14 protein-coding genes are annotated in these 20,566 nt (G+C 70.9%); 8 read left to right on the forward strand and 6 right to left on the reverse strand.

Annotation, left to right across the window (positions count from 1 at the left end):
* Positions 1-8: 8 nt before the first annotated feature.
* Positions 9-575: a hypothetical protein gene (locus BM290_RS22015; RefSeq protein ID WP_093616990.1), complete on the reverse strand. Its 567-nt coding sequence runs from the start codon at positions 573-575 to the stop codon at positions 9-11.
* 113 nt (positions 576-688) lie between these two features.
* Positions 689-1,681: a zinc-binding alcohol dehydrogenase family protein gene (locus BM290_RS22020; protein ID WP_239143987.1), complete on the reverse strand. Its 993-nt coding sequence runs from the start codon at positions 1,679-1,681 to the stop codon at positions 689-691.
* A gap of 314 nt (positions 1,682-1,995) precedes the next feature.
* On the opposite strand from BM290_RS22020, the gene BM290_RS22025 reads away from it, so the two are divergent.
* Positions 1,996-2,721, forward strand: coding sequence for an alpha/beta fold hydrolase (locus BM290_RS22025; RefSeq protein ID WP_093616992.1), 726 nt, complete (start codon positions 1,996-1,998; stop codon positions 2,719-2,721).
* 133 nt (positions 2,722-2,854) lie between these two features.
* On the opposite strand, the gene BM290_RS22030 is transcribed toward BM290_RS22025, so the two are convergent.
* The gene (locus BM290_RS22030; protein WP_143133872.1) at positions 2,855-5,578 is read right to left on the reverse strand and encodes an ATP-binding protein; all 2,724 of its coding nucleotides are present in this window, start codon (positions 5,576-5,578) and stop codon (positions 2,855-2,857) included.
* Between the two features lie 62 nt (positions 5,579-5,640).
* On the opposite strand from BM290_RS22030, the gene BM290_RS22035 reads away from it, so the two are divergent.
* Positions 5,641-6,009 carry a winged helix-turn-helix transcriptional regulator gene (locus tag BM290_RS22035; protein ID WP_203779675.1) on the forward strand — a complete coding sequence of 123 codons (369 nt, stop codon included), beginning with the start codon at positions 5,641-5,643 and terminating at the stop codon, positions 6,007-6,009.
* Positions 6,010-6,189: 180 nt separating this feature from the next.
* Here the strand turns inward: BM290_RS22035 and BM290_RS22040 are convergent, their stop codons facing one another.
* Both BM290_RS22040 and BM290_RS22045 read right to left on the reverse strand, forming a co-directional pair.
* Positions 6,190-6,804 (reverse strand): TetR/AcrR family transcriptional regulator, encoded by a 615-nt coding sequence (locus BM290_RS22040; RefSeq protein ID WP_093616996.1) that lies wholly within the window; start codon positions 6,802-6,804, stop codon positions 6,190-6,192.
* Positions 6,805-6,997: 193 nt separating this feature from the next.
* Positions 6,998-7,594: a TetR/AcrR family transcriptional regulator gene (locus BM290_RS22045; RefSeq protein ID WP_093616998.1), complete on the reverse strand. Its 597-nt coding sequence runs from the start codon at positions 7,592-7,594 to the stop codon at positions 6,998-7,000.
* Positions 7,595-7,706: 112 nt separating this feature from the next.
* Here BM290_RS22045 and BM290_RS22050 point away from each other — a divergent pair, with 112 nt between their 5' ends.
* From BM290_RS22050 to BM290_RS22065, 4 genes are all read left to right on the forward strand, one after another.
* A complete protein-coding gene (locus BM290_RS22050) occupies positions 7,707-8,267 on the forward strand; it encodes a hypothetical protein (protein ID WP_093617000.1) in 561 nt (186 codons plus the stop codon).
* 170 nt (positions 8,268-8,437) lie between these two features.
* Positions 8,438-9,859 carry a dihydrolipoyl dehydrogenase family protein gene (locus BM290_RS22055; protein ID WP_093617002.1) on the forward strand — a complete coding sequence of 474 codons (1,422 nt, stop codon included), beginning with the start codon at positions 8,438-8,440 and terminating at the stop codon, positions 9,857-9,859.
* A 51-nt stretch (positions 9,860-9,910) separates the two neighbouring features.
* On the forward strand, positions 9,911-10,699 hold the full coding sequence (locus tag BM290_RS22060; protein ID WP_093617004.1) for an alpha/beta fold hydrolase: 789 nt from the start codon (positions 9,911-9,913) through the stop codon (positions 10,697-10,699).
* Positions 10,696-11,025: an EthD domain-containing protein gene (locus BM290_RS22065; protein WP_203779677.1), complete on the forward strand. Its 330-nt coding sequence runs from the start codon at positions 10,696-10,698 to the stop codon at positions 11,023-11,025. Before BM290_RS22060 ends, BM290_RS22065 begins: the two co-directional genes overlap by 4 nt.
* A gap of 898 nt (positions 11,026-11,923) precedes the next feature.
* On the opposite strand, the gene BM290_RS22075 is transcribed toward BM290_RS22065, so the two are convergent.
* A complete protein-coding gene (locus tag BM290_RS22075) occupies positions 11,924-14,974 on the reverse strand; it encodes a glycoside hydrolase family 9 protein (RefSeq protein WP_093617008.1) in 3,051 nt (1,016 codons plus the stop codon).
* A gap of 505 nt (positions 14,975-15,479) precedes the next feature.
* On the opposite strand from BM290_RS22075, the gene BM290_RS22080 reads away from it, so the two are divergent.
* Both BM290_RS22080 and BM290_RS22085 read left to right on the forward strand, forming a co-directional pair.
* A complete protein-coding gene (locus tag BM290_RS22080) occupies positions 15,480-17,876 on the forward strand; it encodes a ricin-type beta-trefoil lectin domain protein (RefSeq protein ID WP_093617010.1) in 2,397 nt (798 codons plus the stop codon).
* On the forward strand, positions 17,873-20,551 hold the full coding sequence (locus BM290_RS22085; RefSeq protein WP_093617481.1) for a ricin-type beta-trefoil lectin domain protein: 2,679 nt from the start codon (positions 17,873-17,875) through the stop codon (positions 20,549-20,551). The genes BM290_RS22080 and BM290_RS22085 overlap by 4 nt, the downstream gene beginning before the upstream one ends.
* Positions 20,552-20,566: the final 15 nt, after the last annotated feature.

A 20,566-nucleotide genomic window follows, 5' to 3' on the forward strand; every position in this document is an offset into this window, starting at 1 on the left:
GCCCGCCGTCAGCTCTGGCCGGCCTTCTGGCCCTCCGGGTTGATCACGAACCAGGTGCCGCCGACGCCCTGCCCGGTGATCTGGCCGGGCGCGGTGTCCAGCGAGTAGCGGTAGACCGGCCAGCCGCCGATGGTCACCTGGTGGGTGCCGTCGGGACGGGTGACCGCGCCCAGCCGGTCCTTCTTGATGCCGGAGAACTGGATGGTGTCCTTGGTCAGCACCGGCGGCCAGGTCTGGGCGCACTTGTCGAAACACGTGGTGGTCGGCGGCTTGGCGTTGTCGTCGTCGAAGCGGTACAGGGTGAACCCGTCACCGTCGACGACGACGTTCCCCAGCTGGGGGTGGTCCTTCTTGATCACCTGAGCGGGCCAGTAGCCACCCGCCGGGTTCTGCTGGCCCTGGGGCGCGGACGGGGCGGCGCCGGTGGGCGCCGGGGCGACAGCGCCGTCGGCCGGCGCGGCCGCCGGCGGTTGGACCTGGACCGGCGCCGGATCGTCGCTCTCGAACACCGAGCAGCCGGAGAGCAGCACGGCACCGAACACGACGACGGCCGGAGCCAGACGTTTCACAGACACGAGAAGCGGTCCTTTCGCGGGGTCCGGCGACAGTCGCCGGACTACTGATCAAGCACATCGAGCGGTCGTCAACGCCGGGATGACCCGGTGTCAATGCCGCCGTGCGCCGGTTGTCAGAAGCCGGCCAGAACGGTCTTGCCGATGGCCCCGCCGGACTCCTGGATCCGGTGGGCGGTCCGCAGGTTCGCCGCCGTGATGCCGTCCAGGCGGCGGGCCTCGGTGGTCTTCAGGACGCCCTTGTCGACCAGGCGGGCCACCTCGGTCAGGATGTCGTACTGGGCGCTGCTCGCCGCGTCATGCAGGGCCCGGGTGAACATGAACTCCCAGTGCCAGGCGATGCTCTTGGACTTCAGCGGCAGCAGCTCCAGGCCATCCGGCTCGTCGATGGCCACGATCGCGCCGAACGGCCGCAGGATCCTCGCGTAGGTCTCGATCATGCCCGCCGAGTGCGGGGAGACGATGTGGTCGACGGCGTCGTCGAGCCCGGCGAAGCCGTCGTGGTGGTCCACGACGCGGTGCGCGCCCTGCGCGGCGACCCAGTCGCGGGACGCGGGGCGGGAGGCACTGCCGATGACGGTGAGGCCGGTCAGCCGCCGGGCGAGCTGGACCAGGATCGAGCCGACACCACCGGCGGCGCCGACCGCGAGCAGCGTGCCCGTGCTCGCGTCGTCCAGACGGAGCCGGTTGAACAGCGCCTCCCAGGCGGTCAGGGCGGTCAGTGGCAGCGCCGCCGCAGCCGCGAAGTCGAGCGTCGACGGCTTCGGCCCGACCAGCCGCTCGTCGACCAGATGGAACTGCGCATTGGTGCCTGGCCGGTTGATCGACCCGGCGTAGAAGACCTCGTCACCGGGCTGGAAGAGGGTGACCGCGTCACCGGTGCGCTCGACGACGCCTGCCGCGTCCCAGCCGAGGACGGCCGGCTCGCCGTGCGGGTCGCGGCCCGCCCGCAGCTTGACGTCGACCGGGTTGACCGAGACGGCCTCCACCCGGACGAGCAGGTCGTGCGGGCGCGGCTCGGGCACCGGCAGGGTCAGGTCGAGCAGGCTCTCCGGGTGGTCGACGGGAAGGCTCTTGCGGTAGCCGACGGCTTTCATCGTGTTCGTCATGCCAGGCAAGGTAGAGGCGCGGCCCCGGTTACCCGCAATATTGCCTAGTATCCTCGAGGAAACTGGGTCGTACCCGATGTCTTCGCAGGTCATCGTGGTTTTCCGGGTTGCCGGGCGGGGTCTTTTCGTGACCGGCGCCACGACGTTCGTCGATAACTCACCCGTTTCGGTGGCCTTCGGCGCCGCCGGCGGCCTCCCGAGGGCGACAGGGCCCTTCCGATCTCCCGCATCCGTGCGATCCGGGGTGCGGCAGTCCCGCGGTTGGCTGATGTCGCCGCCGGACGAGGGGTCCGGCGAGCGGGAGGAGTCACATCATGAGCAGCAACGAGACGACCGTCGTCCTGGTGCACGGCGCATTCGCCGACGGTTCGTCCTGGGCGGACGTGGTCGCCGGCCTGCAGGCCCGCGGGATCCGGGTACGGGTCTTCGCCAACGAGCTCCGGGGCGGCGCCGCCGACGGTGAACGCCTGGCCGCGACGCTCGGCGGGCTGGACGGCCCGGTGGTGCTGGTCGGCCACTCGTACGGGGGCGTGGTGATCACCGAGGCGGCCGCCCGGGCCACCAATGTGACCAGCCTGGTCTACGTCACCGCCTTCGCCCTGGAGGAGGGGGAGGCGCCACTGGAACTGCTCGGACGGTTCCCGGCCAACGGTCTCGGCGCCGCCCTGGTGGCGCAGCCGGTGCCCGGCCCGGCCGGTGAGGAGACGCTGCTGTCGCTCGCGCCGGACAGGTTCCACGAGATCTTCGCCGCGGACGTCCCGGTCGAGCGGACCCGGATCGCGGCGGTGTCCCAGCGGCCCATCGTTGCCTCCGCCTTCGAGGAGAAGGCCGGCCGGGCCGCGTGGAAAGACCTGCCCAGCTGGTACCTCGTGGCCGCCGCCGACGAGTCGATCCACCCGCAGGCGCAGCGGGCGATGGCCGAGCGGGCCGGCTCGGCCGTCGTCGAGGTCGGCGCCTCCCACTCGGTCGCCGTGTCCCGCCCGGACGCCGTCGTCGAGCTCGTCGTCGCCGCCGTGACCGCGACGGAAAACCGGGGATGAGGCGCCGCACCTTGGTCGCGCCACGGACGCCGGAGCGGTGGTGGCCGATCCGGCGCGCCGCCCGCGGACACTGACGACCGGAACCGACGCTGCCCGGCACCCACCCCGTGGTGGATGCCGGGCAGCGGCCGTCTCACGGGTCGTGGCGGGTCGCCTCGTGCACCCGCGCGGCCAGCCGGACACGCGAGTTGACGTCCAGCTTGCGGTAGGCGGCCCGCAGATGGGTGGCGACCGTGTTCGGCGACAGCACCAGCCGGGCCGCGGCCTCCCGGTTGGTGTGCCCGTCGGCGATCAGCAGGGCGACCTTGCGTTCCATGCCGGTCAGCGCGGCCCACCCGGTCTCCGGCCGGGGCTCAGCGGCGGACCGCCGGCGGCGGCGCACCCCGGCCCGGTGCAGTACCCGCAGCACACGGGCCGCTCCCGCGTCGGAGCCGAGTTGCTCGTATCCGGTCAGCGCCCGGTCGAGGACGGCCAAAGCCCCGTCATGGTCGGTGGCCAGGACGGCCCGGCCGGTCTCCTCCTCGGCCCGGGCCAGCAACAGTTCCCGCCCGCTCGTTCGCAGCAGCGCGACCGCCCGGCCGGGATCACCCGTCAGCAGGCCCTCGGCCAGCGCCGCGGCGCCCGCCGGCCCGGCCGCTGAGGGATTCGCCGCGGCGAGCCGGCCGAGCCGCCGGGCCGCTGCCTCCAGCGTGGCGGTGTCCCCGCTGCGGTGGGCGGCCACGGCGACCCGCACCAGTACGTCATCCCACCAGAGCGAGCCCGGAGCAGACGAAGACGACCGCAGCAGAGTGGCGGCTGCCGCCGGATCACCGTCGCGAAGGGCCAGGAGGCCCCGCAACACGGGCAGGTCCGCGCTGGTACGGGGCACTGCCGCCAGGTGCCGTGCGGCCTCGGCGGTCGAGGTGCGCTCCAGCGCGACCGCGACGAGGATCGCCCGGACCCGTCCGTCGAACGTGGGGTCGCCGAGGTCGTGCATGGCGGCCAGGGACTCCTGCGCGGCCAGCCGTGCCGCTTCCAGACGTCCCGCCCCGAACTCGAGATCGGCGCGGGCCCAGGCGTACTCGGCGGCGTGCCACGAGTCGGCGTGCCGTGCCGACGCCAGCGTCCTCCGGGCCGCCTGCGGATCGTGCCGGGCCGCCGAGGCGATCTCGCGGATCTCCACCTGTGCCGGATCGGGTGCGCCGGGCTCCGACCCCACCGTCAGCTCACGAGCCTGCCGGTAACCGGCCGCCGCCTCGGCGTACCGATGGCCGGCCAGCGCCTGCTCGGCACGTCCGAGCGCCGTCACCGCCGCCGCGACCGCGTCGGCGGGCTGGTCTACCCGGTCGTCCGGCGGGGTGTCGGCGGACTGGTGTCCCGGGGCCTCCGGCACGGCGCCGGTGAGGGCGCTCCAGGCGGTCAGCCGCTCCCGCAAGGCCGCGGCGGCCCCGGCGGCCCGCTCGTCGGCGGCGCGGCGGGCGAGCTGATCCCGGTCGCCGGCGGCCCACAACCGTGGGAGCAGCAGAAGCTGGACGAGCGCCACATGAACCGGGGTGCCCGGCCGGTCGCGGAGGATCTCGTCGGCGAAGTCACGGGCCTCGGCGTGGTGGCGGGCCAGTGAGAGCACCCGGACCACGTCCCGGCCGAGCTCGGGCGAGAGCGACCGGTCGTCGGCCACCAGGGCGTCGGCGTGCCGGATGAAGGTGATCGACGTGATCACCATGGTCGCGAGCAGGTCGAGCGCGGCCGTCCGGAGCAGTGCGGCCGCGGAGCGGTCACCCGGTGAGGCGGTGGTCAGCACATGCGGGGCCGCCTCCGCCGCGCTGCGCCCGGTGGTCACGCAGTGCTCCGCGAAGGCGCGGTGCATGGACCACCGTACCGACGGCGCGATGGTCTGATAGACCGCCTGCCGCAGCAGGTCGTGCCGGAACGACAGGACCGCGCCGGCGTCGGTGAGCAGACCCAGCCGGACCGCCTCGTCGACGGCCTCACCGAGGTCCGCGACGGTCCGCCCGGTCAGCTGGGCCGCATCGGCGAGAGAGAACCGCTCACCCAGGACGGCCCCGGCGCGCAGCAGCAGATGACACCGCTGCGAGGCCGGTACGAGCCGGCGCCGGACCGCGTCGACCAGGCCATCGGCCGCCCCGCCGTCACCGGGATCCTCGACGATCTGGGCGGCCAGGAACGGATTGCCGGCGGCGGTGGCCAGCCGCTGGGCGAGCACGGTCCCGGCCGGGTGGCCGAGCCGGTCGGCGGCGATGTCCAGGACGGCGTCGCCGGACAGCGGCGCCAGGGCGATGCGGTGCACCGGCACCGTCGCCTCGACCGCGTCGGCCACCGTCGCTGCGGGGCCATCGGGCAGGTCGCGGGTGGCGAACAGCCAGCAGATCCGGTGGGCCGGCAAACGGGCGGGCAGCAGCCGCAGCACGAAGACGCTCAGCGGATCCGACCACTGGAGGTCGTCGACCACCACGAGCAGCGGATCCTTCTCGGATCGCCGGGCCAGCAGGGAAGCCAGCCGTTCGGCGAGCCACAGCGGCTGCTCGGTCAGCGCGGCGAGGCCGAAGAAGTCGTCGGCGTCGATCAGCGGCTCCCGGCCCGAGCGCAGCGCCGGCCCGAGCGAGGACAGCGGGCTGATCCGGTCGCCGTCGCGGGCCACGGCCGTGCCGATCGTGTAGCCCAGGCGGTCCGCTTGCTCCACGGCCGTGTCGAGCAGCGCCGACTTGCCGATGCCGGCCTCACCGCTGACGATCAGCACCGCCGGCTCGCCGTCGCGTCCGGCCCGCAACGCCCGCAGGACGGTGCTGACCTCGCCGGATCTGCCGCGCAGGGGCATCCCGGCCCAGGCCCGGGATGCCGGGGGAGGCGCGCCACTCACGCGGCCATCGTAGCCATCGGTACCCGAGCGGCCGTTACTACCTTCTGGGTACTGTGTGGGGCATGCGATCACCGCTCGACGAGTGCGGCCCTCGTGATGTGTACTCGGCCGCCTGCCCCTGCCGCGACATGCTCGATCTGCTGGCCAACAAGTGGAGCGCCCTGGCCCTGGGCGCGCTGGAGGGCGGGCCGCAACGCTTCGGCTCCCTCCGGACCCGGCTGCAGGGCATCAGCCCGAAGGTTCTGACCCAGACCCTGCGCCGGCTGGAGGAGCACGGCCTCGTCGACCGCACCGTCTACCCGGCCGTGCCGCTGCACGTCGAGTATGCGCTGACCGCCCTGGGCCGCGACGCCTGCGAGCCGCTGGCCGCCCTACGCACCTGGGTCGAGCACAACATCGGGCGCTTCCCGGTCGGCGCAGGTGTGGCCTGACCCGGCCCGCCTGATCAGGAGCGGGTGACGTCGCCGCCCGACGATTCCGCGGATCGGGTTGTACGTGCCATCGAACGTCGATCTCTTCGTCGCTCTCACCTGGGCCGCATGCTTCACACCCGTGTTGCTGAACCCCGCGAGACAGAGCGCCGCCCTGGATGGCGGCCGGCGACGCCGGGTTCAGGCGGCCGCGGACTCGGCCGACCGGCGTTCGGTGTTGATCCGCAGAAGTCCCTCGATGCCGCGCAGGAAGGTCTCGACGACCAGCGCGGGGTCGAAGAGGCAGCCGGCCGCCATCGCACCGTCGCGGAGCATCACGAAATGGCGGGCGGCGGGGTCGGCCGTCTCCTGGTGCACCTGGGCCATCAGCGTGGTGAGCGTGTCCAGGAACCACTGCCGGTGGGCGATGATCTCCTGGTGCACGGGGTGGGCCTCGTCCGGGTATTCCGCGGCGGCGTTCAGGAAGGCGCAGCCGCGGAAACCGGGCGACCGGATTCCCGCGGCGATGGCGCCGGCGACGGCCAGCGCCTGGTCGGCGGGGGAGGGGCCGGCAGCCGCGATGGCCGCCTCGATCCGGCCGCGGTCCATGGCGTGAACTTCGCGCAGGTAGGCGAGGATGAGGTCCTCCTTGCCGGGGAAGTGCCGGTAGAAGGTGGCCCGGGTCACTTTGGCCTCGGCGATGATCCGGTCGACGCCGACCGCGTGGATCCCCTCCGAGTAGAAGATCCTGGTGGCGGTGGTGAGAAGCCGGGTTCGCGCCTCGGAGGGCCGGATGTCGGTTGCGCCGCGCGTCATGGATCCAGCCTAGCGACAGAACGTTCAGTCTGCTACGCGTGAGGAGCCGGGGAGCCGGCGGCGCCCAGGAGGCATCGACCTGCGGCAGCGGCCCTTCGAGATCGGGACCCTGCGGGTCCGGCCGGCCCGCTGAGGGTGCCGGCCGGTGGGGGCGCGGGCCCGGTGTGACGGGTTCGGGTCGGGCTTCCGGCGGTCAGGGCGGATCGCCGGCCGCGTGGACCTGGAGGAGCTTTTCGACCCCGTCCCGGAAGGTGTCACCGACCAGTTCCGGGTCGAACAGGCAGCCCGCGGTCATGGCGCCGTCGCGCATCATCACGAAGTGGCGGGCGGCCGGCCCGGCCGGCTTCTCGTGGACCTGGGCGAACAGCTCGGTGACGGTGTCCAGGAACCACCTGCGGTGGGCGACGACGGCCCGGTGCACCGCGGAACCGGGGTCGGGGTGCTCGGCGACGGCGTTGAGGAAGGCGCACCCGCGGAAGCCGGGCAACCGGATGCCCTCGGCGATGGACCGGCTGAGGGCCCGAACGGCGTCGGCGGGCGTCAGGCCGGCGGCGACGACGGTGCCCGTCTGGCCCCGGACGGCTCGGTCGGCCTCGGCGAGGTAGGCCAGGACGAGTTCTTCCTTGCCGGGGAAGTGCCGGTAGAGCGTCGCTCTGGTGACCTGGGCCTCGGCGACGATGCGGTCGATGCCGACGGCGCGGATGCCTTCCGCGTAGAAGATCCGGGCAGCCGTGCGGAGCAGGCGGTCCCGTGCCTCGGACGGCCGGCCCTCGAATTCGCTGTTCACCATGCCACCACCATAGGGGGTAGAACGTTCTGTCTTGACAGCCGTGATCCGAGGCTCCATCCTTTAGGAGACAGAACGTTCTCTTCACCGAAGAGACATCGACTAAGGGGTTACCGTGACCACCACCGCTGCTTCGCCGGGCATCGCCCAGACGGCTTCCGCGCTGCGCCGGCTCTACTTCATCCGCTTCGCGTTCGCCATCGTGTGGGCCGTCGTCGCGATGACCACCGCGAAGGAGATCAACCCGCTCACGGTGACCCTGTTCGTGCTCTACCCGCTCTTCGACGTCGGCGCCGCCGTCTACGACCTGCGCACCTCACGGACGGCCACCAAGCCGGCCCTCCTCTACGTGAACATCCTGGTCAGCCTGCTCACCGCGATCGGCCTGGGCGCGGCCGCCGCGTCCGGCATCCCGGCCATGCTGCGGGTGTGGGGCCTCTGGGCGATCGTCGCCGGTCTGGTGCAGCTGATCGTGGCGATCCCGCGCCGCAAGCTCGGCGGCCAGTGGTCGATGATCCTCAGCGGTGGCATCTCGGTGCTCGCCGGCGGCTCGTTCATCGCCGGCGCCTCCGCCGCCGATCCGGCGCTGACCAACGCGGCCGGCTACGCCGTCCCCGGCGCCGTCTTCTTCCTCATCTCCGCCATCCGGCTCGGCCGCGCCGCGAAGGGCAACTGACCATGACCACCCTCGAGTACGACGTCATGCCCGACCACGTCGCGAAGGGCAATTGACCATGACCACCCTTGAGTACGACGTCATGCTCGACCACGTCGCGGAGGGCAATTGACCATGACCACCTTTGAGTACGACGTCATCTTCGGCCGTGTCGGGAAGGGCAACTGATCATGACCACCTCTGAGTACGACGTCATCGTGATCGGCGCCGGCCCGGTCGGGGAGAACGTCGCCGACCGCCTCGTGCAGGGCGGGCTGACCGCGGCGATCGTGGAGCGCGAACTGGTCGGGGGCGAGTGCTCCTACTGGGCGTGCATGCCGACGAAGGCGCTGCTGCGCAGTGCGGCGGCGCTGCGGGCCGCCCGGCAGCTGCCGGGCGCCCGGGAAGCGGTCACCGGCGAGCTGGACGTGACCGCGGTCCTGAGCCGGCGCGACTCCTTCGCGTCGAACTGGAAGGACGACGGCCAGGTCTCGTGGCTGGAGTCGGCCGGGATCGACCTCTTCCGCGGCCAGGGCAGGATCAGCGGCGAGCGGACCGTCGAGGTCACCGGCGCCGACGGCACGGCGACCACGCTGACCGCCCGGCACGCGGTGGTCGTGGCGACCGGCAGCAGCGCGCTGGTGCCGGACATCACCGGCCTGCGCGACGCCCGGCCGTGGACCAGCCGGGAGGCGGCATCGGCCCAGCACGTGCCGGCCCGGCTGGTGATCATCGGTGGCGGGGTGGTCGGCACCGAGATGGCGACCGCGTTCACCGCTCTCGGCTCGTCGGTGACGCTGCTGGCCCGCGACGGCGTGCTGCCTCAGGCCGAGCCGTTCGTCGGGGAGCGGGTCATCGCCTCGCTGCAAGCCGCCGGCGTGTCCGTGCGGGTCGGCGCGGAAGCCGCCGAGGTCCGGCGCGACGCGGACGGGACGGTGCGCGTCACCCTGGCCGAGGGTGGCCAGGTCGAGGCGGATGAGGTGCTGGTGGCGATCGGCCGGACGCCGAACACCCGGGACATCGGGCTGGACACCGTCGGGCTCGAACCGGGTGCCTGGCTGACGGTCGACGAGGCCCTGCGCGTCGTCGGCGCCGGGGACTGGCTCTACGCCGCCGGGGACGTCAACCGCCGGGTGCTGCTCACCCACCAGGGCAAATACCAGGCACGCAACCTCGGTGACGCGATCGTGGCCCGGGCCAAGGGCGAACCGGTCGACACCGGCGCCTGGGGCCGGCACGCGGTGACCGCTGACGAACGAGCCGTCCCGCAGGTCGTGTTCACCGACCCCGAGGTGGCCTCCGTCGGCCTGACCGTGGCCGCGGCCGAGGCGGCCGGGCTGCGCACCCGGGTCGTCGACTACGACCTGGGCTGGGTGGCCGGCTCCTCGCTGCACGCCGAGGGCTATCAGGGCACGGCCCGCATGGTCGTCGACGAGGACCGCCGGGTGATCGTCGGGTTCACCCTGGTCGGCCCGGACGTCGCCGAGCTGGTCCACGCGGCCACGATCGCGATCGTCGGCGAGGTTCCGCTGGACCGGCTGTGGCACGCGGTTCCGTCGTTCCCCACGGTCAGCGAAGTGTGGTTGCGGTTGCTGGAGACCTACGGCCGCTGACCGCGGCGGCTCCTCCCCGTACCCCGGAATCTGTCGAAGGGTTTGATCCTCATGCGTTTTCCCGTCTCCCGCCGGGCCGGCGTCGTCGGCGTCGCCGGTCTGGCCCTGCTCGCCGCGGCCGGAGTCCCGGCCACGGCGGCCACCGGCAAGGCCTCCCCGCCGGTCAGACCGACCGTCGTTCTCGTGCACGGCGCCTGGGCCGACTCCTCCAGTTGGGCGCCGGTGATGCGGCGGCTGCGCGCGGACGGCTATCCGGTACGCGCCATCGCCAATCCATTGCAAGGCCTCACCAGCGACACCGCGTACGTCACCAGTTACCTGGCCACCATCAGCGGGCCGAAGGTGCTGGTCGGCCACTCCTACGGCGGCGCGGTCATCACCAACGCCGCGACCGCCGTCCCGGACGTCAAGTCGCTGGTCTACATCGCCGGTTTCATCCCGGCCCAGGGCGAGACCATCGGTGAGCTCGCCGCGCGGTCGACCCCGCCGCTGCCACTCATCGCCACGCCGGTGCCGGGCGGCACGGAGGTCGTCATCGACCCGGCCGGGTTCCGGGACGCCTTCGCCGGTGACCTCGACAAGAGCACCGCGGCGGATCTGGCCACCGCGCAACGCCCGGCCAACACCGACGCCGTGACCGACCCCAGCGCGGTCGAGGGTTACCGGCAGATCCCGTCGTGGGACCTGATCACCCGCCAGGACCGGGCGATCAACCCGGACCTGCAGCGCTTCATGGCCACCCGGGCCCACGCCCGGGTCACCGAGGTGAACGCCTCGCACGCGGTCATGCTGAGCCGCCCCGACGCCGTCACCAAGATCATCGAGCAGGCCGCGCGATGACCGTCCCATCCGAGGAGAACACCATGCCCACCAAGATCACCATCATCATCGACAACCCGGCCGACACCGACGGCTTCGAGCAGATCTACGCCGAAGTCAAAGCGGCCGCGGCGACGTTCCCGCGACTGCGCCGCCTCGAGTCCGCCAAGGTCTGGCCGAAGGAGGACGGCACGGCCACCCCCGCCTACCGGACCCTCGACCTCTACTTCGACAGCTACGAGGATGCCTCGGCCGCGGTCGCGACACCGGTCGCCGGCGAGGTCTTCGGCCCTCTCGTGGGCAGCCAGGTGCCGTTCAAGGGACTGTTCTCCGACATCGAGGCCTGACCGGCGCGGGCGCGCGGCACCTCCCCAGGGGTGCCGCGCGCGGTACAGCGACGGCGGGCGTGGAGAACCCACCCGGTTGATCAGATGTCCCAGTGGCCGAGCAGCCAGTCGGCCACGGCTCGGGCCAGGCCGGCGGCTGCCCCTTTGACTGCCGCGCCCCGCATGTCGTCACGAGACTGCCGCTCACCTTCGCGGCTCGAAGAATTATTTGCGGCCTTCCCGTCGGCCGGCGTGGAATCGCCGGGGCGAACGGAAGGTGATCGTGAAACCTTGGATGCCCACCTTTTCATCGTGGGGCCTTTCTGCTGACACAGCTGTGAATACCAAGTCGGGTGTGACGACTGCCTGAGCGCTGGCGAATTTCCTGGTGGACTCAGAGCATCGTCGAGGCGCGCAGAGCGGCCGTGATAGGTGCAGATCAACACAGCGCCTGATCAGACGCACAGGATCGTGCCGGCTCGAATATCGAGCCCTTCCTACTCGGGATTGCTCGGCGAAACCCTTCCGACTTGAGCTGGGGGTCGGCAGAATACTTCTTACTTCAGCCGGTTCGGTCGAACTCCTCCTGACCGCGCCGGGTCAGGAGACGTGTGCCGGTATGGGCCGGCGTGGGACCTCCGCTGCCGAATCCGGCTGTGAAATCGCAGAGGTGCTGAAGGTTGACACGCGTGAAGTCTGCGAGCGTGGACTCCAGCGAGTCGTCGCCTTCTACGTCGGTCCTCATTCCTCCACGCTAGCGTTCTTCGGTCCTTTGGCGCGGATCATTCAACCCAGGGGTGACCAACTGCTCCGCACACGATCGTGTCCGCGCCGGACCCGAATCCCACGGGCGGGCGGTCCCGCCCGTGGTGCCGGCCCGCGGATGAGCAGCGGGCCGGCACGGTGAGGGCGGATGCCGTCAGGACCGTTCGCAGGCCGCCCCGTTCAGGGTGATCAGCTCCGGCGTGGGGTTCGGGCCGCCCGGGGTGGTGGCGTTGAAGCCGAAGTACACCGTCGCCCCGGGCTGGATGCGCCGGTTCGTGGTGGTGTTGCGGGCCGTCACCGTGGCGCCGGCCTGTGTCGCGTCGGCCGACCACGCCTCACGGACACGCTGGCCGCCGAGGAAGGCAAAGCGCACCGCCCAGCCGTCGATGGTCGTGGTGCCGGTGTTGGTGACCTGCAGTTGCGCGGTGAACCCGCTCCTGTCCGCCCAGTCGCCGTAGTTGGTGTAGCTCGCCCGGCAGGACACCGCAGGAGCCGGCTGACCCTTCTCCTGATCGGCCAGGAAGGACGCCACCCAGGCCAGGGCGGAGTTCCAGTTGATGGCGATCTCGTTGGTCGCGTACGACTCGATGTCGTCGACGTAGCAGAACATCGGCTTGCAACCGGTGAGCAGCGCCTTCGCGAACGGGTCGTCCAGCCCGGCGTTCGCGCCGCCGGCCAGCGATCCGGCCGGCGGGTGCGGCAGCGCGGCGTCCTTCTGGTGGGCGTAGATCCGGGTGTGCTGGTTCTGCGACGCCTTCTCACCCCAGCCGGTGACATACGACTGGTTCAGCGCGTTGCGGCCGAAGATGTAGTCGACGCCCTGCACCGCACCGTCACGGTACTTCGCCGCACCGGTCAGGTCGAACGCGGTCGCCAGCACCTGGACGTTGTTCAGGATGTTGCTGTTGGCGCCCCAGAAGTAGCTGCCCGCGTTGCCCGGCATCGGCAGTCCGTACGCCTGGGCCTGCAGGGTGGTCAGATAGCCGTCGGCCGCGGTCACCACCGATTGGCGGATCCGCTGCCGGTCGGTGGCCGGCAGCGCGCTGGGCACCGTGGCCAGGTCGAGCCGGCCCAGCGCCGCGGTGCTGCCCCAGCCGAACCCGGTGCTGGCGAACACGTCACCGGTGTGGTGCCGTGACGCGGTGACGTCGGCCAGGAACGCCGCCTCGCCGGTCGTCAGGTACAGCTCGGCGGCGGCCCAGTAGAACTCGTCGGACACGTCGTCGTCGCCGTAGCCGCCACCGCCGCCGCCCAGGTCCTGGGCGAGCTTCGCCGGGTTGGCCTCGGCCGCGGCGTACGCGGTGCGGGCGGCGGTGAGGCACTTGGCCGAGAACGCCGCGTCGTACGGCGCGAACAGCCGCGCGCACTGGGCCGCGGTGGCCGCCAGGTTCAGCGTCGCGGCCGTCGACGGCGGCTGCAGCTCCCGCTGTTCGGGGTCGTCCTGGGGCTGCATCGGAAGGCCGGTCCAGTTGGCGTCGTGCATCTTGTGGTGCGCCATCCCGGCGAATGGCTTACCGGTCGGCACCTGCATGCGCATCAGGAACTCGAGTTCCCAGCGGGCCTCGTCGAGGATGTCGGGAACCCGGTTGCCCCGCTCCGGCACCCGCAGCGTGCTGTCGGCCAGCCCGGCGCCGTGCGCGGCGGTGACCGCGGTCTTGGTGCGCTCGAAGCTGCTCATCAGCTGCTGCACGGCGATCCCGCCGTTGACCACGTACTTTCCGTGGTCGCCCGCGTCGTACCAGCCGCCGCGCACGTCCAGCCGGTAGTCGCAGGAGTTCGCCCGGCACGGCACGTCGGTGTCGCCCTTGTTCGGCGCCACGCCCAGGTGGCCGGCGGGGCGGGCGTACTGGTCGCCGACCAGTTTGCCGTCGATGGCGATGCCGCTGCGCTGGATGTAGAAGAACTGCAGGGCGTCCGACCGCAGCTGCTGGTACAGGCTGCCGGAGATGTCGAACGGGTGGCTGGTCTGCCCGTCAGCGACGAGCGTGTAGCCGGCGCCCGCCGTGGTGTGGGCGGAGAAGTCGATGGTGTGCACGTTCTGTCCCGACGCTGCGTCGACGCCGCGCGGCCTGGTCCGGCCCGACGCGGCGACGTCCCCGGCGGCGTTCTTGAGCTGCCACTCCAGTGCCTCGGTGGACTCGGTGACCAGAGTCGCGTTCTTGGGGCCGCCCGGGAGGTAGCCCACCTGGTTGACGCGGACCCGGGGGCCGGTCTCCGGCACGTACGGCGGCTCCTCCTCACCGCCGATCAGCGACACGTTGTCCAGGCACAGCCGGTACTCCGCGTTCGCGCCGCCGACCTGGAAGGCGACCTGGCCCGCGGTGGTGTCCTCGGTTGCGGTGAAGGTGTACTCCAGGTGCTGCCGGGCAGGGGTCAGCGCGACGTCGCGGCTCAGATAGGAGGTGTACGGCTCCGCGCCGAGCTGGACGGCGGCCCGCACGGTGGCGCCCGGGGTGGCCGTGGCGTCGAACGACAGCGTGTACGAGGAGCCGGCCTGCAACGTGACGTTGTTCTGCCCGATGCCGGCGTCCCACGGGTTCGCCAGCCCGGTGGGCACGGTGGCGCACAGCTGTCCGTCGTCGACCCCGGTGGCCGTGGTGCCGTAGGAGTACCAGCCCGCGGTGCCGTCGGTGAAGTCGCCGTTCTCCAGCTGCTCCGGGCCGGCCGGTGGGGTGGCGGCGTCGCTGGTCAGCGAGACGTCGTCCAGGCAGAAGCGGAACGCGTCGGCGCTCCCGCCGAGCTGGAACGTCAGCGTGCCGTTGGACGAGTCGAGGCTGGAGGTGAAGGTGTACTCGAAGGTCTGCGCCTCGGTGGTCAGCGCCACCGCCCGGGACAGCGCCGCGGTGTACGGGGTCTCGTTGAGCTGCACGTTCGCCCGGACGCTCACCGGCACGCTCGCGTGCGCGCGGAACCTCAGCTGGTAGGCGGCGCCGTTGACCAGCGGGATGTCGTTGTGCCCGAGGCTGACGTCCCAGGCGTTGGTGGTGCCGCCGGCGACCTCGGCGCAGAGTTCCCCGCCGGTGGCGGACAGGGGCGCGTTGTCGGTGGACCACCAGCCGGCCGTCCCCGTCGTGAAGTCGCCGTTGGGAATGTGCTGCGTCGGTTCGGCCGAGGCCGGTTGAACCGTCAAGGACGTCAGCGCCAGCGTGGCCGCCGCAGCGGCCGCCGTCAGCGCGGTGAGCCGCCCGCGTAGGGATGAGGTCACGGACTTTCCTTCCAAACTTCGCAGAACGGTGAGGGACCGGTTGGGAGCGCTCCCAGCCCGTTCATCGTTGCCGCAATGTTTCGGCGAGTCAATCGACGTGCGTGGATCACCGGCTCCGTCCTCGCGGGCACGGGCGCATCGGCGCTGGTGGGCGGCATTGACATGAGACGTATGATGTTTGCGGTACAGGCTGTGGGTGCGCCCCGGTCTGATGCCCCTCTGCGTCATTTCCGAAATGGGGAGTCGAGGCGCTCGACAAATGCCGGCGCTCCGATGAGGCCGCTCGACGTCCGGACTATTCGTTGAGCCGGTTCCTGCTGGTCACTGGTGGTCGAACCCTTCGCCATCCGGCAAAAAACATCGACCAGAAACTGTTATGCGAGCGAATCCTCGAACGCTTCCAAACATCGACGCACTTCGCTTGATGAGCCGGAAACAATCTGGCAATCTGAGCGGCGAATGGGAGCGCTTCCACCCCCGCCGCCCGGAAGGGAACGACGAACAGATGACGACACGTGAGGATCGAAGGCCGTCCCGCGGCTGGGCCGCGGCCGCCGGTCTACTGCTGGCTGTGACGGGCGCGGTGGTCGTGAACCCCGCGCCCGCGCAGGCCGCGACGGCCATCACCATCAACGGCGCGTCCGGCGGGCGCACCTTCGACGGCGTCGGCGCCATCAGCGGCGGTGGCGGCAACACCCGCCTGCTCGTCGACTACCCGGAGCCCCAGCGCAGCGACATCCTCGACTACCTGTTCAAGCCGGGGTACGGCGCGGCGATGCAGATCATGAAAGTGGAGATCGGCGGCGACACCAACTCGACCTCCGGCGCCGAACCCAGCCACGAGCACACCCGCGGCCAGGTGAACTGCGACCGCGGCTACGAGTGGTGGATGATGGCGCAGGCGAAGGCCCGTAATCCCAACATCAAGCTGGTCGGATTGTCCTGGGGCGCACCGGGCTGGATCGGCAACGGCAACTTCTGGTCCAGCGACTCGATCGACTACCTGATCGCCTGGCTCGGCTGCGCCACCTCCCACGGGCTGACCATCGACTACCTCGGTGGCTGGAACGAACGCGGCCGGGACCTGAACTGGTACAAGAACCTGCGTTCGGCACTGAACTCACGCGGATACCCGAACGTCAAGATCGTGGCCTCCGACGACTTCGGCTGGGGCTCGGCGGACGACGCGCTGCGCGACCCCGCGTTCGGCTCGGCCATCTCGGTGGTCGGCAGCCACTACGTCTGCGGCTACCGCAGCTCCCAGACCAGCTGCCCCAGCTCGGCCAACGCGGTGAACTCCGGCAAGACGCTGTGGGCCAGCGAGAACGGCTCGGACGACTACAACGGGGGCGCGCCGGCCCTGGCCCGCGGCATCAACCGCGACTACATCGACGGGAAGATGACCGCCTACCTCAACTGGCCGGTCATCGCCGCGATCACCCCCAACATCCCCTGGGCCACGACCGGTGTGGCCGTGGCGCCGCAACCGTGGTCCGGCTACTACTCGATCGGCACGAGCACCTGGGTCATGGGCCACACCACCCAGTTCACCGCACCCGGATGGCGCTATCTCGACAGCTCCTCGGGCTACCTGGGCGGCAACCGCAACAACGGCAGCTACGTCTCGCTGCGGTCGCCGACCGGCAGCGACTACAGCACCGTCATCGAGACGATGGACGCCGGCTCCGCCCAGGACCTTCAGTTCACCGTCACCGGCGGGCTGTCCACCGGGACCGTGCACGTGTGGTCCACCAACGTCCGGTCGGGAAACCCGGCCGACCAGTTCGTCCGCCGCAGCGACATCACCCCGTCCAACGGAGCGTTCTCGCTGACCGTCCAGCCGGGCTACGTCTACAGCATCACCACGACCACCGGACAGGGCAAAGGCACCGCGACCAGCCCCGCCCAGGGCGCCCTGGCACTGCCCTACAGCGACGACTTCGACGGGTACGCCACCGGGCGCGAGGCGAAATACCTCTCCGACCACCAGGGCTCGTTCGAGGTGGTCCCGTGCGCCGCGGGCCGTACCGGTCAATGCGTACGCCAGATGTCGGAACAAGCCCCGATCTTCTGGACCTCCGGCCACGCCGAGCCGTTCACCCTGCTCGGCGACGTCAACTGGCGCAACTACACGGTCTCCTCCGACGTCCTGCTGGAGAAGAGCGGGTACGCCCAGCTCGTCGGCCGGGCCGGCAACTACAACCACGACAACCCGCACAACCTCAACGCCTACTACCTGCGCGTCGCCGACAACGGCTCCTGGTCGATCCGCAGCAACAACACCAGCGGCAACCAGCGCACCCTGGCCAGCGGCACCACCACCGCCCTGGGCACCGGCCGCTGGCACAAACTGGCCCTCACCCTCAACGGCAGCACCCTGACCGCCACCCTCGACGGGACCACGCTGGGCAGCGTCGCCGACTCCACCTGGGTCGCCGGCCAGATCGGGTACGCCACCGGCCAGGGCGTGACCGCCCAGTTCGACAACCTCACCATCACCCCGCTCGGCGGCGGCACCAGCCCGACCGGCACGATCCGCGGAGCCGGATCGAACCGATGCCTGGACGTCAACGGCCAGAGCCAGGCCGACGGGGCGGTCGTGCAGATCTGGGACTGCAACAACGGCGCCAACCAGACCTGGACGGCGACATCGGGCAACCAGCTGACCGTCTACGGCACCAAGTGCCTCGACGCCCCCAGCACCACCACCGGCGCCCGGGTCCGGATCTGGTCCTGCACCGGCGCGGCCAACCAGCAGTGGCGGCTCAACGCCGACGGCACCATCACCGGCGTCCAGTCCGGCCTGTGCCTGGACGTAACGGGCGCGGGCACGGCCAACGGCACCGCCGTCACCCTGTGGACCTGCAACGGCGGCAGCAACCAGAGATGGATCCGGTCATGACCACATCCCTCGCGAAGTCCCTGCTGGCGGTCACCGTGGCGGTCGCCGCCACCACCACGGTCACCGCCGTCACCGGACAGCCCGCCGCCGCGGCGGTCCAGGCCACCTACTACGTCGCCCCGGACGGCGACGACACCAACGCCGGAACGATCACCGCACCGTTCCGGACCGTGCAACACGCCCGCGACGTCGTCCGTACCGTTAACGCGGCCATGACCGGCGACATCAACGTCTATCTCCGCGGCGGCAGCTACCCGGTGAGCAGCACCATCGAGTTCGGGCCGGGCGACTCCGGCACCGGGGGCCACCGCGTGGTCTACGCCGCCTACCCGAACGAGACGCCGGTGCTCGACGCCGGCGTCCCGGTGACCGGCTGGACCCAGCACAGCGGCAACATCTGGAAAGCGCCGGTCAACCGCTCCGGCAAACTGCGTGCCCTGTACGTCAACGACAAACGGGCGTTCATGGCCGCGAAGACGATCAACTCGGCCGGCTGCCAGGGCACCTACACCATCACCGCCGGGCAGGCCGACTGGGCGTGGGAGTCGGGATCGCAGTGCGCCGGCGCCCGCTACAGCACGTCGGACTTCCCGGCCATCGCCGCCAACCAGGACGACCTCGAGATCGAGACGTCGACCACCTGGACCTCGGCCATCGTGGGCGTACGCCAGGTGACCACCGACGGCGGCAACCGGGTCGCGGTGTTCCAGCAGCCCGGCGCGGCGATCGCCCAGGGCGCGTACAACGGCAACGCGCAGGTCGGCGGCTCCCACAAGGTCATGAACGCGTACGAGTTCCTGGACACCCCGGGGGAGTTCTACTTCGACAAGACCGCCCGGACGCTCTACTACTACAAGAGCGACGCCGAGAACATGCCGGCCGCGACCGTCGTCGCCCCCGGCAACGTGACCACCGTGCTGCGGGTCGCCGGCACCTCCACCGGCAACCACGCACGCGGTCTCACCTTCTCCGGCCTGACCGTGCGGCACTCCGACTGGAACCTGACGAACGTGGCCGGTTCCGTCTACAAGCAGGCGCAACAGGGCAATCTCAGCGCCATCGCGTACGCCAAGCAGAACTTCCACGCCTACTACTACCGCAACGTCGACACCACGCCCGCCATCGTCCAGATCCAGAACGCCGACGGCATCCTGCTGCAGCGCAACCTGATCCAGCACACCGGCGCCGACGGCATCAGCATGGTCAACGACGTGCAGAACAGTCAGCTGATCGGCAACCACACCAGCGACATCGCCGGATCGGCCATCTCCATCGGCCACCCCCAGCACGTCTACATCGGCGACGCCGGGTCGAGCAGCCGCGAGAAGTACCCGGCCTCGGTGGAGGGACTGCCGAAGAACATCGAGATCAAGAACAATTTCCTGTACGACAGCGCGGTGCTGTTCAACGGCCACAGTCCCGTCTCGGCCTACTTCGCCGACACGCTGACGATCCAGCACAACCGGATCGAGAAGGCGCCGTGGTCCGGCATCACGCTCGGCTGGGGCTGGTGGAACTTCGACGGCTCGTCAGGGTCGATCGCCCCCAACCGGCCGACCACGACGGCCCGCAACAACACCATCAGCGACAACCACATCATCGACACGGTGCAGCGCCTCAGCGACACGGCGCCCATCTACACCCTCGGCAGCCAGCCGGGAACCACCATCACCGGCAACTATCTGCAGGGTGTGCCGTCCGGCCACAAGTACGGCCTCCACCCGGACGAGGGATCGGCATACCTCACTTTCCGCGACAACGTGCTGAGCGTGGACAAGAACGTCACCTGGATGATCAACTCCGACGACTTCGGCCGCAAGCACGATCTGAGCCTCACCAACACGTACGGGCCGATCAACAAGGTCTCCAACAAGAACCTCCCGAACAGCACGGTCCAGGACATCCTGGTCTCCTCCGACTACGTGTGGCCCGCGGCCGCCTACGGCATCGCCGTGAACTCCGGCCTGGAGGACGCGTTCCGCGACATCGTCCCGCCGGCCCGTCTTTCCCTGCCGAACCACGTCCTGCCGGCCAGTACCTATGTCGGCAGCGGCACCGCGTCCATCCCGGTCCGCAGCGCCGGTGATCCGAGCCGCAGCATCTGGCTGGCACCGTCGGGCACCACCAGCTTCGCCGCCGGGCCGACGATGACGACCGCGGGCGGCGCCGCCACCTCGATCGCGGTGCCGTCGTCGCCCGGTGACTACCGGCTCTTCGTCCTGGACGCCGCAGGCAACCGGTCGGCCGAGTCCGCGTCGATCGTCCGGCGGCAGGGCGGCGGCAGCCAGCAGAGCGGGCAGATCGTCGGCGGCCAGTCGGGGCGGTGCGTCGACGTGCCCAACGCCACGACCGCCAACGGCACCCAGGTGCAGTTGTGGGACTGCGACGGCAGCGCGAAGCAGCGGTGGTCCCGCACCACGGGCAAGCAACTGATGGTGTACGGCAACAAGTGCCTGGACGCCTCCGGAAACGGCACGACCAGCGGCACCGCGGTCATCATCTGGGACTGCCACGGCGCTCTCAACCAGCAGTGGAACGTCAACACCGACGGCACCGTCACCAGCGCCCAGTCCGGCCTGTGCCTCGACGCCAACGGTGCGGCCACCGCGAACGGCACCAAGCTGATCCTCTGGACGTGCAGCGGCGGCGCCAACCAGCGATGGACCCTGACCTGAGCCCGCACACTGGGT

The organism is Actinoplanes philippinensis, assembly GCF_900113015.1.
GTDB classification, from domain to species: Bacteria; Actinomycetota; Actinomycetes; order Mycobacteriales; family Micromonosporaceae; genus Actinoplanes; species Actinoplanes philippinensis.

Excerpts from the sequence above, each read along its gene's own strand:
- BM290_RS22020 (WP_239143987.1), bottom strand. The coding sequence starts at position 1,681 with ATGACGAACACGATGAAAGCCGTCGGCTACCGCAAGAGCCTTCCCGTC.
- BM290_RS22025 (WP_093616992.1), top strand. The coding sequence starts at position 1,996 with ATGAGCAGCAACGAGACGACCGTCGTCCTGGTGCACGGCGCATTCGCC.
- BM290_RS22035 (WP_203779675.1), top strand. The coding sequence starts at position 5,641 with ATGCGATCACCGCTCGACGAGTGCGGCCCTCGTGATGTGTACTCGGCC.
- BM290_RS22040 (WP_093616996.1), bottom strand. The coding sequence starts at position 6,804 with ATGACGCGCGGCGCAACCGACATCCGGCCCTCCGAGGCGCGAACCCGG.
- BM290_RS22045 (WP_093616998.1), bottom strand. The coding sequence starts at position 7,594 with ATGGTGAACAGCGAATTCGAGGGCCGGCCGTCCGAGGCACGGGACCGC.
- BM290_RS22055 (WP_093617002.1), top strand. The coding sequence starts at position 8,438 with ATGACCACCTCTGAGTACGACGTCATCGTGATCGGCGCCGGCCCGGTC.
- BM290_RS22060 (WP_093617004.1), top strand. The coding sequence starts at position 9,911 with ATGCGTTTTCCCGTCTCCCGCCGGGCCGGCGTCGTCGGCGTCGCCGGT.
- BM290_RS22065 (WP_203779677.1), top strand. The coding sequence starts at position 10,696 with ATGACCGTCCCATCCGAGGAGAACACCATGCCCACCAAGATCACCATC.
- BM290_RS22080 (WP_093617010.1), top strand. The coding sequence starts at position 15,480 with ATGACGACACGTGAGGATCGAAGGCCGTCCCGCGGCTGGGCCGCGGCC.
- BM290_RS22085 (WP_093617481.1), top strand. The coding sequence starts at position 17,873 with ATGACCACATCCCTCGCGAAGTCCCTGCTGGCGGTCACCGTGGCGGTC.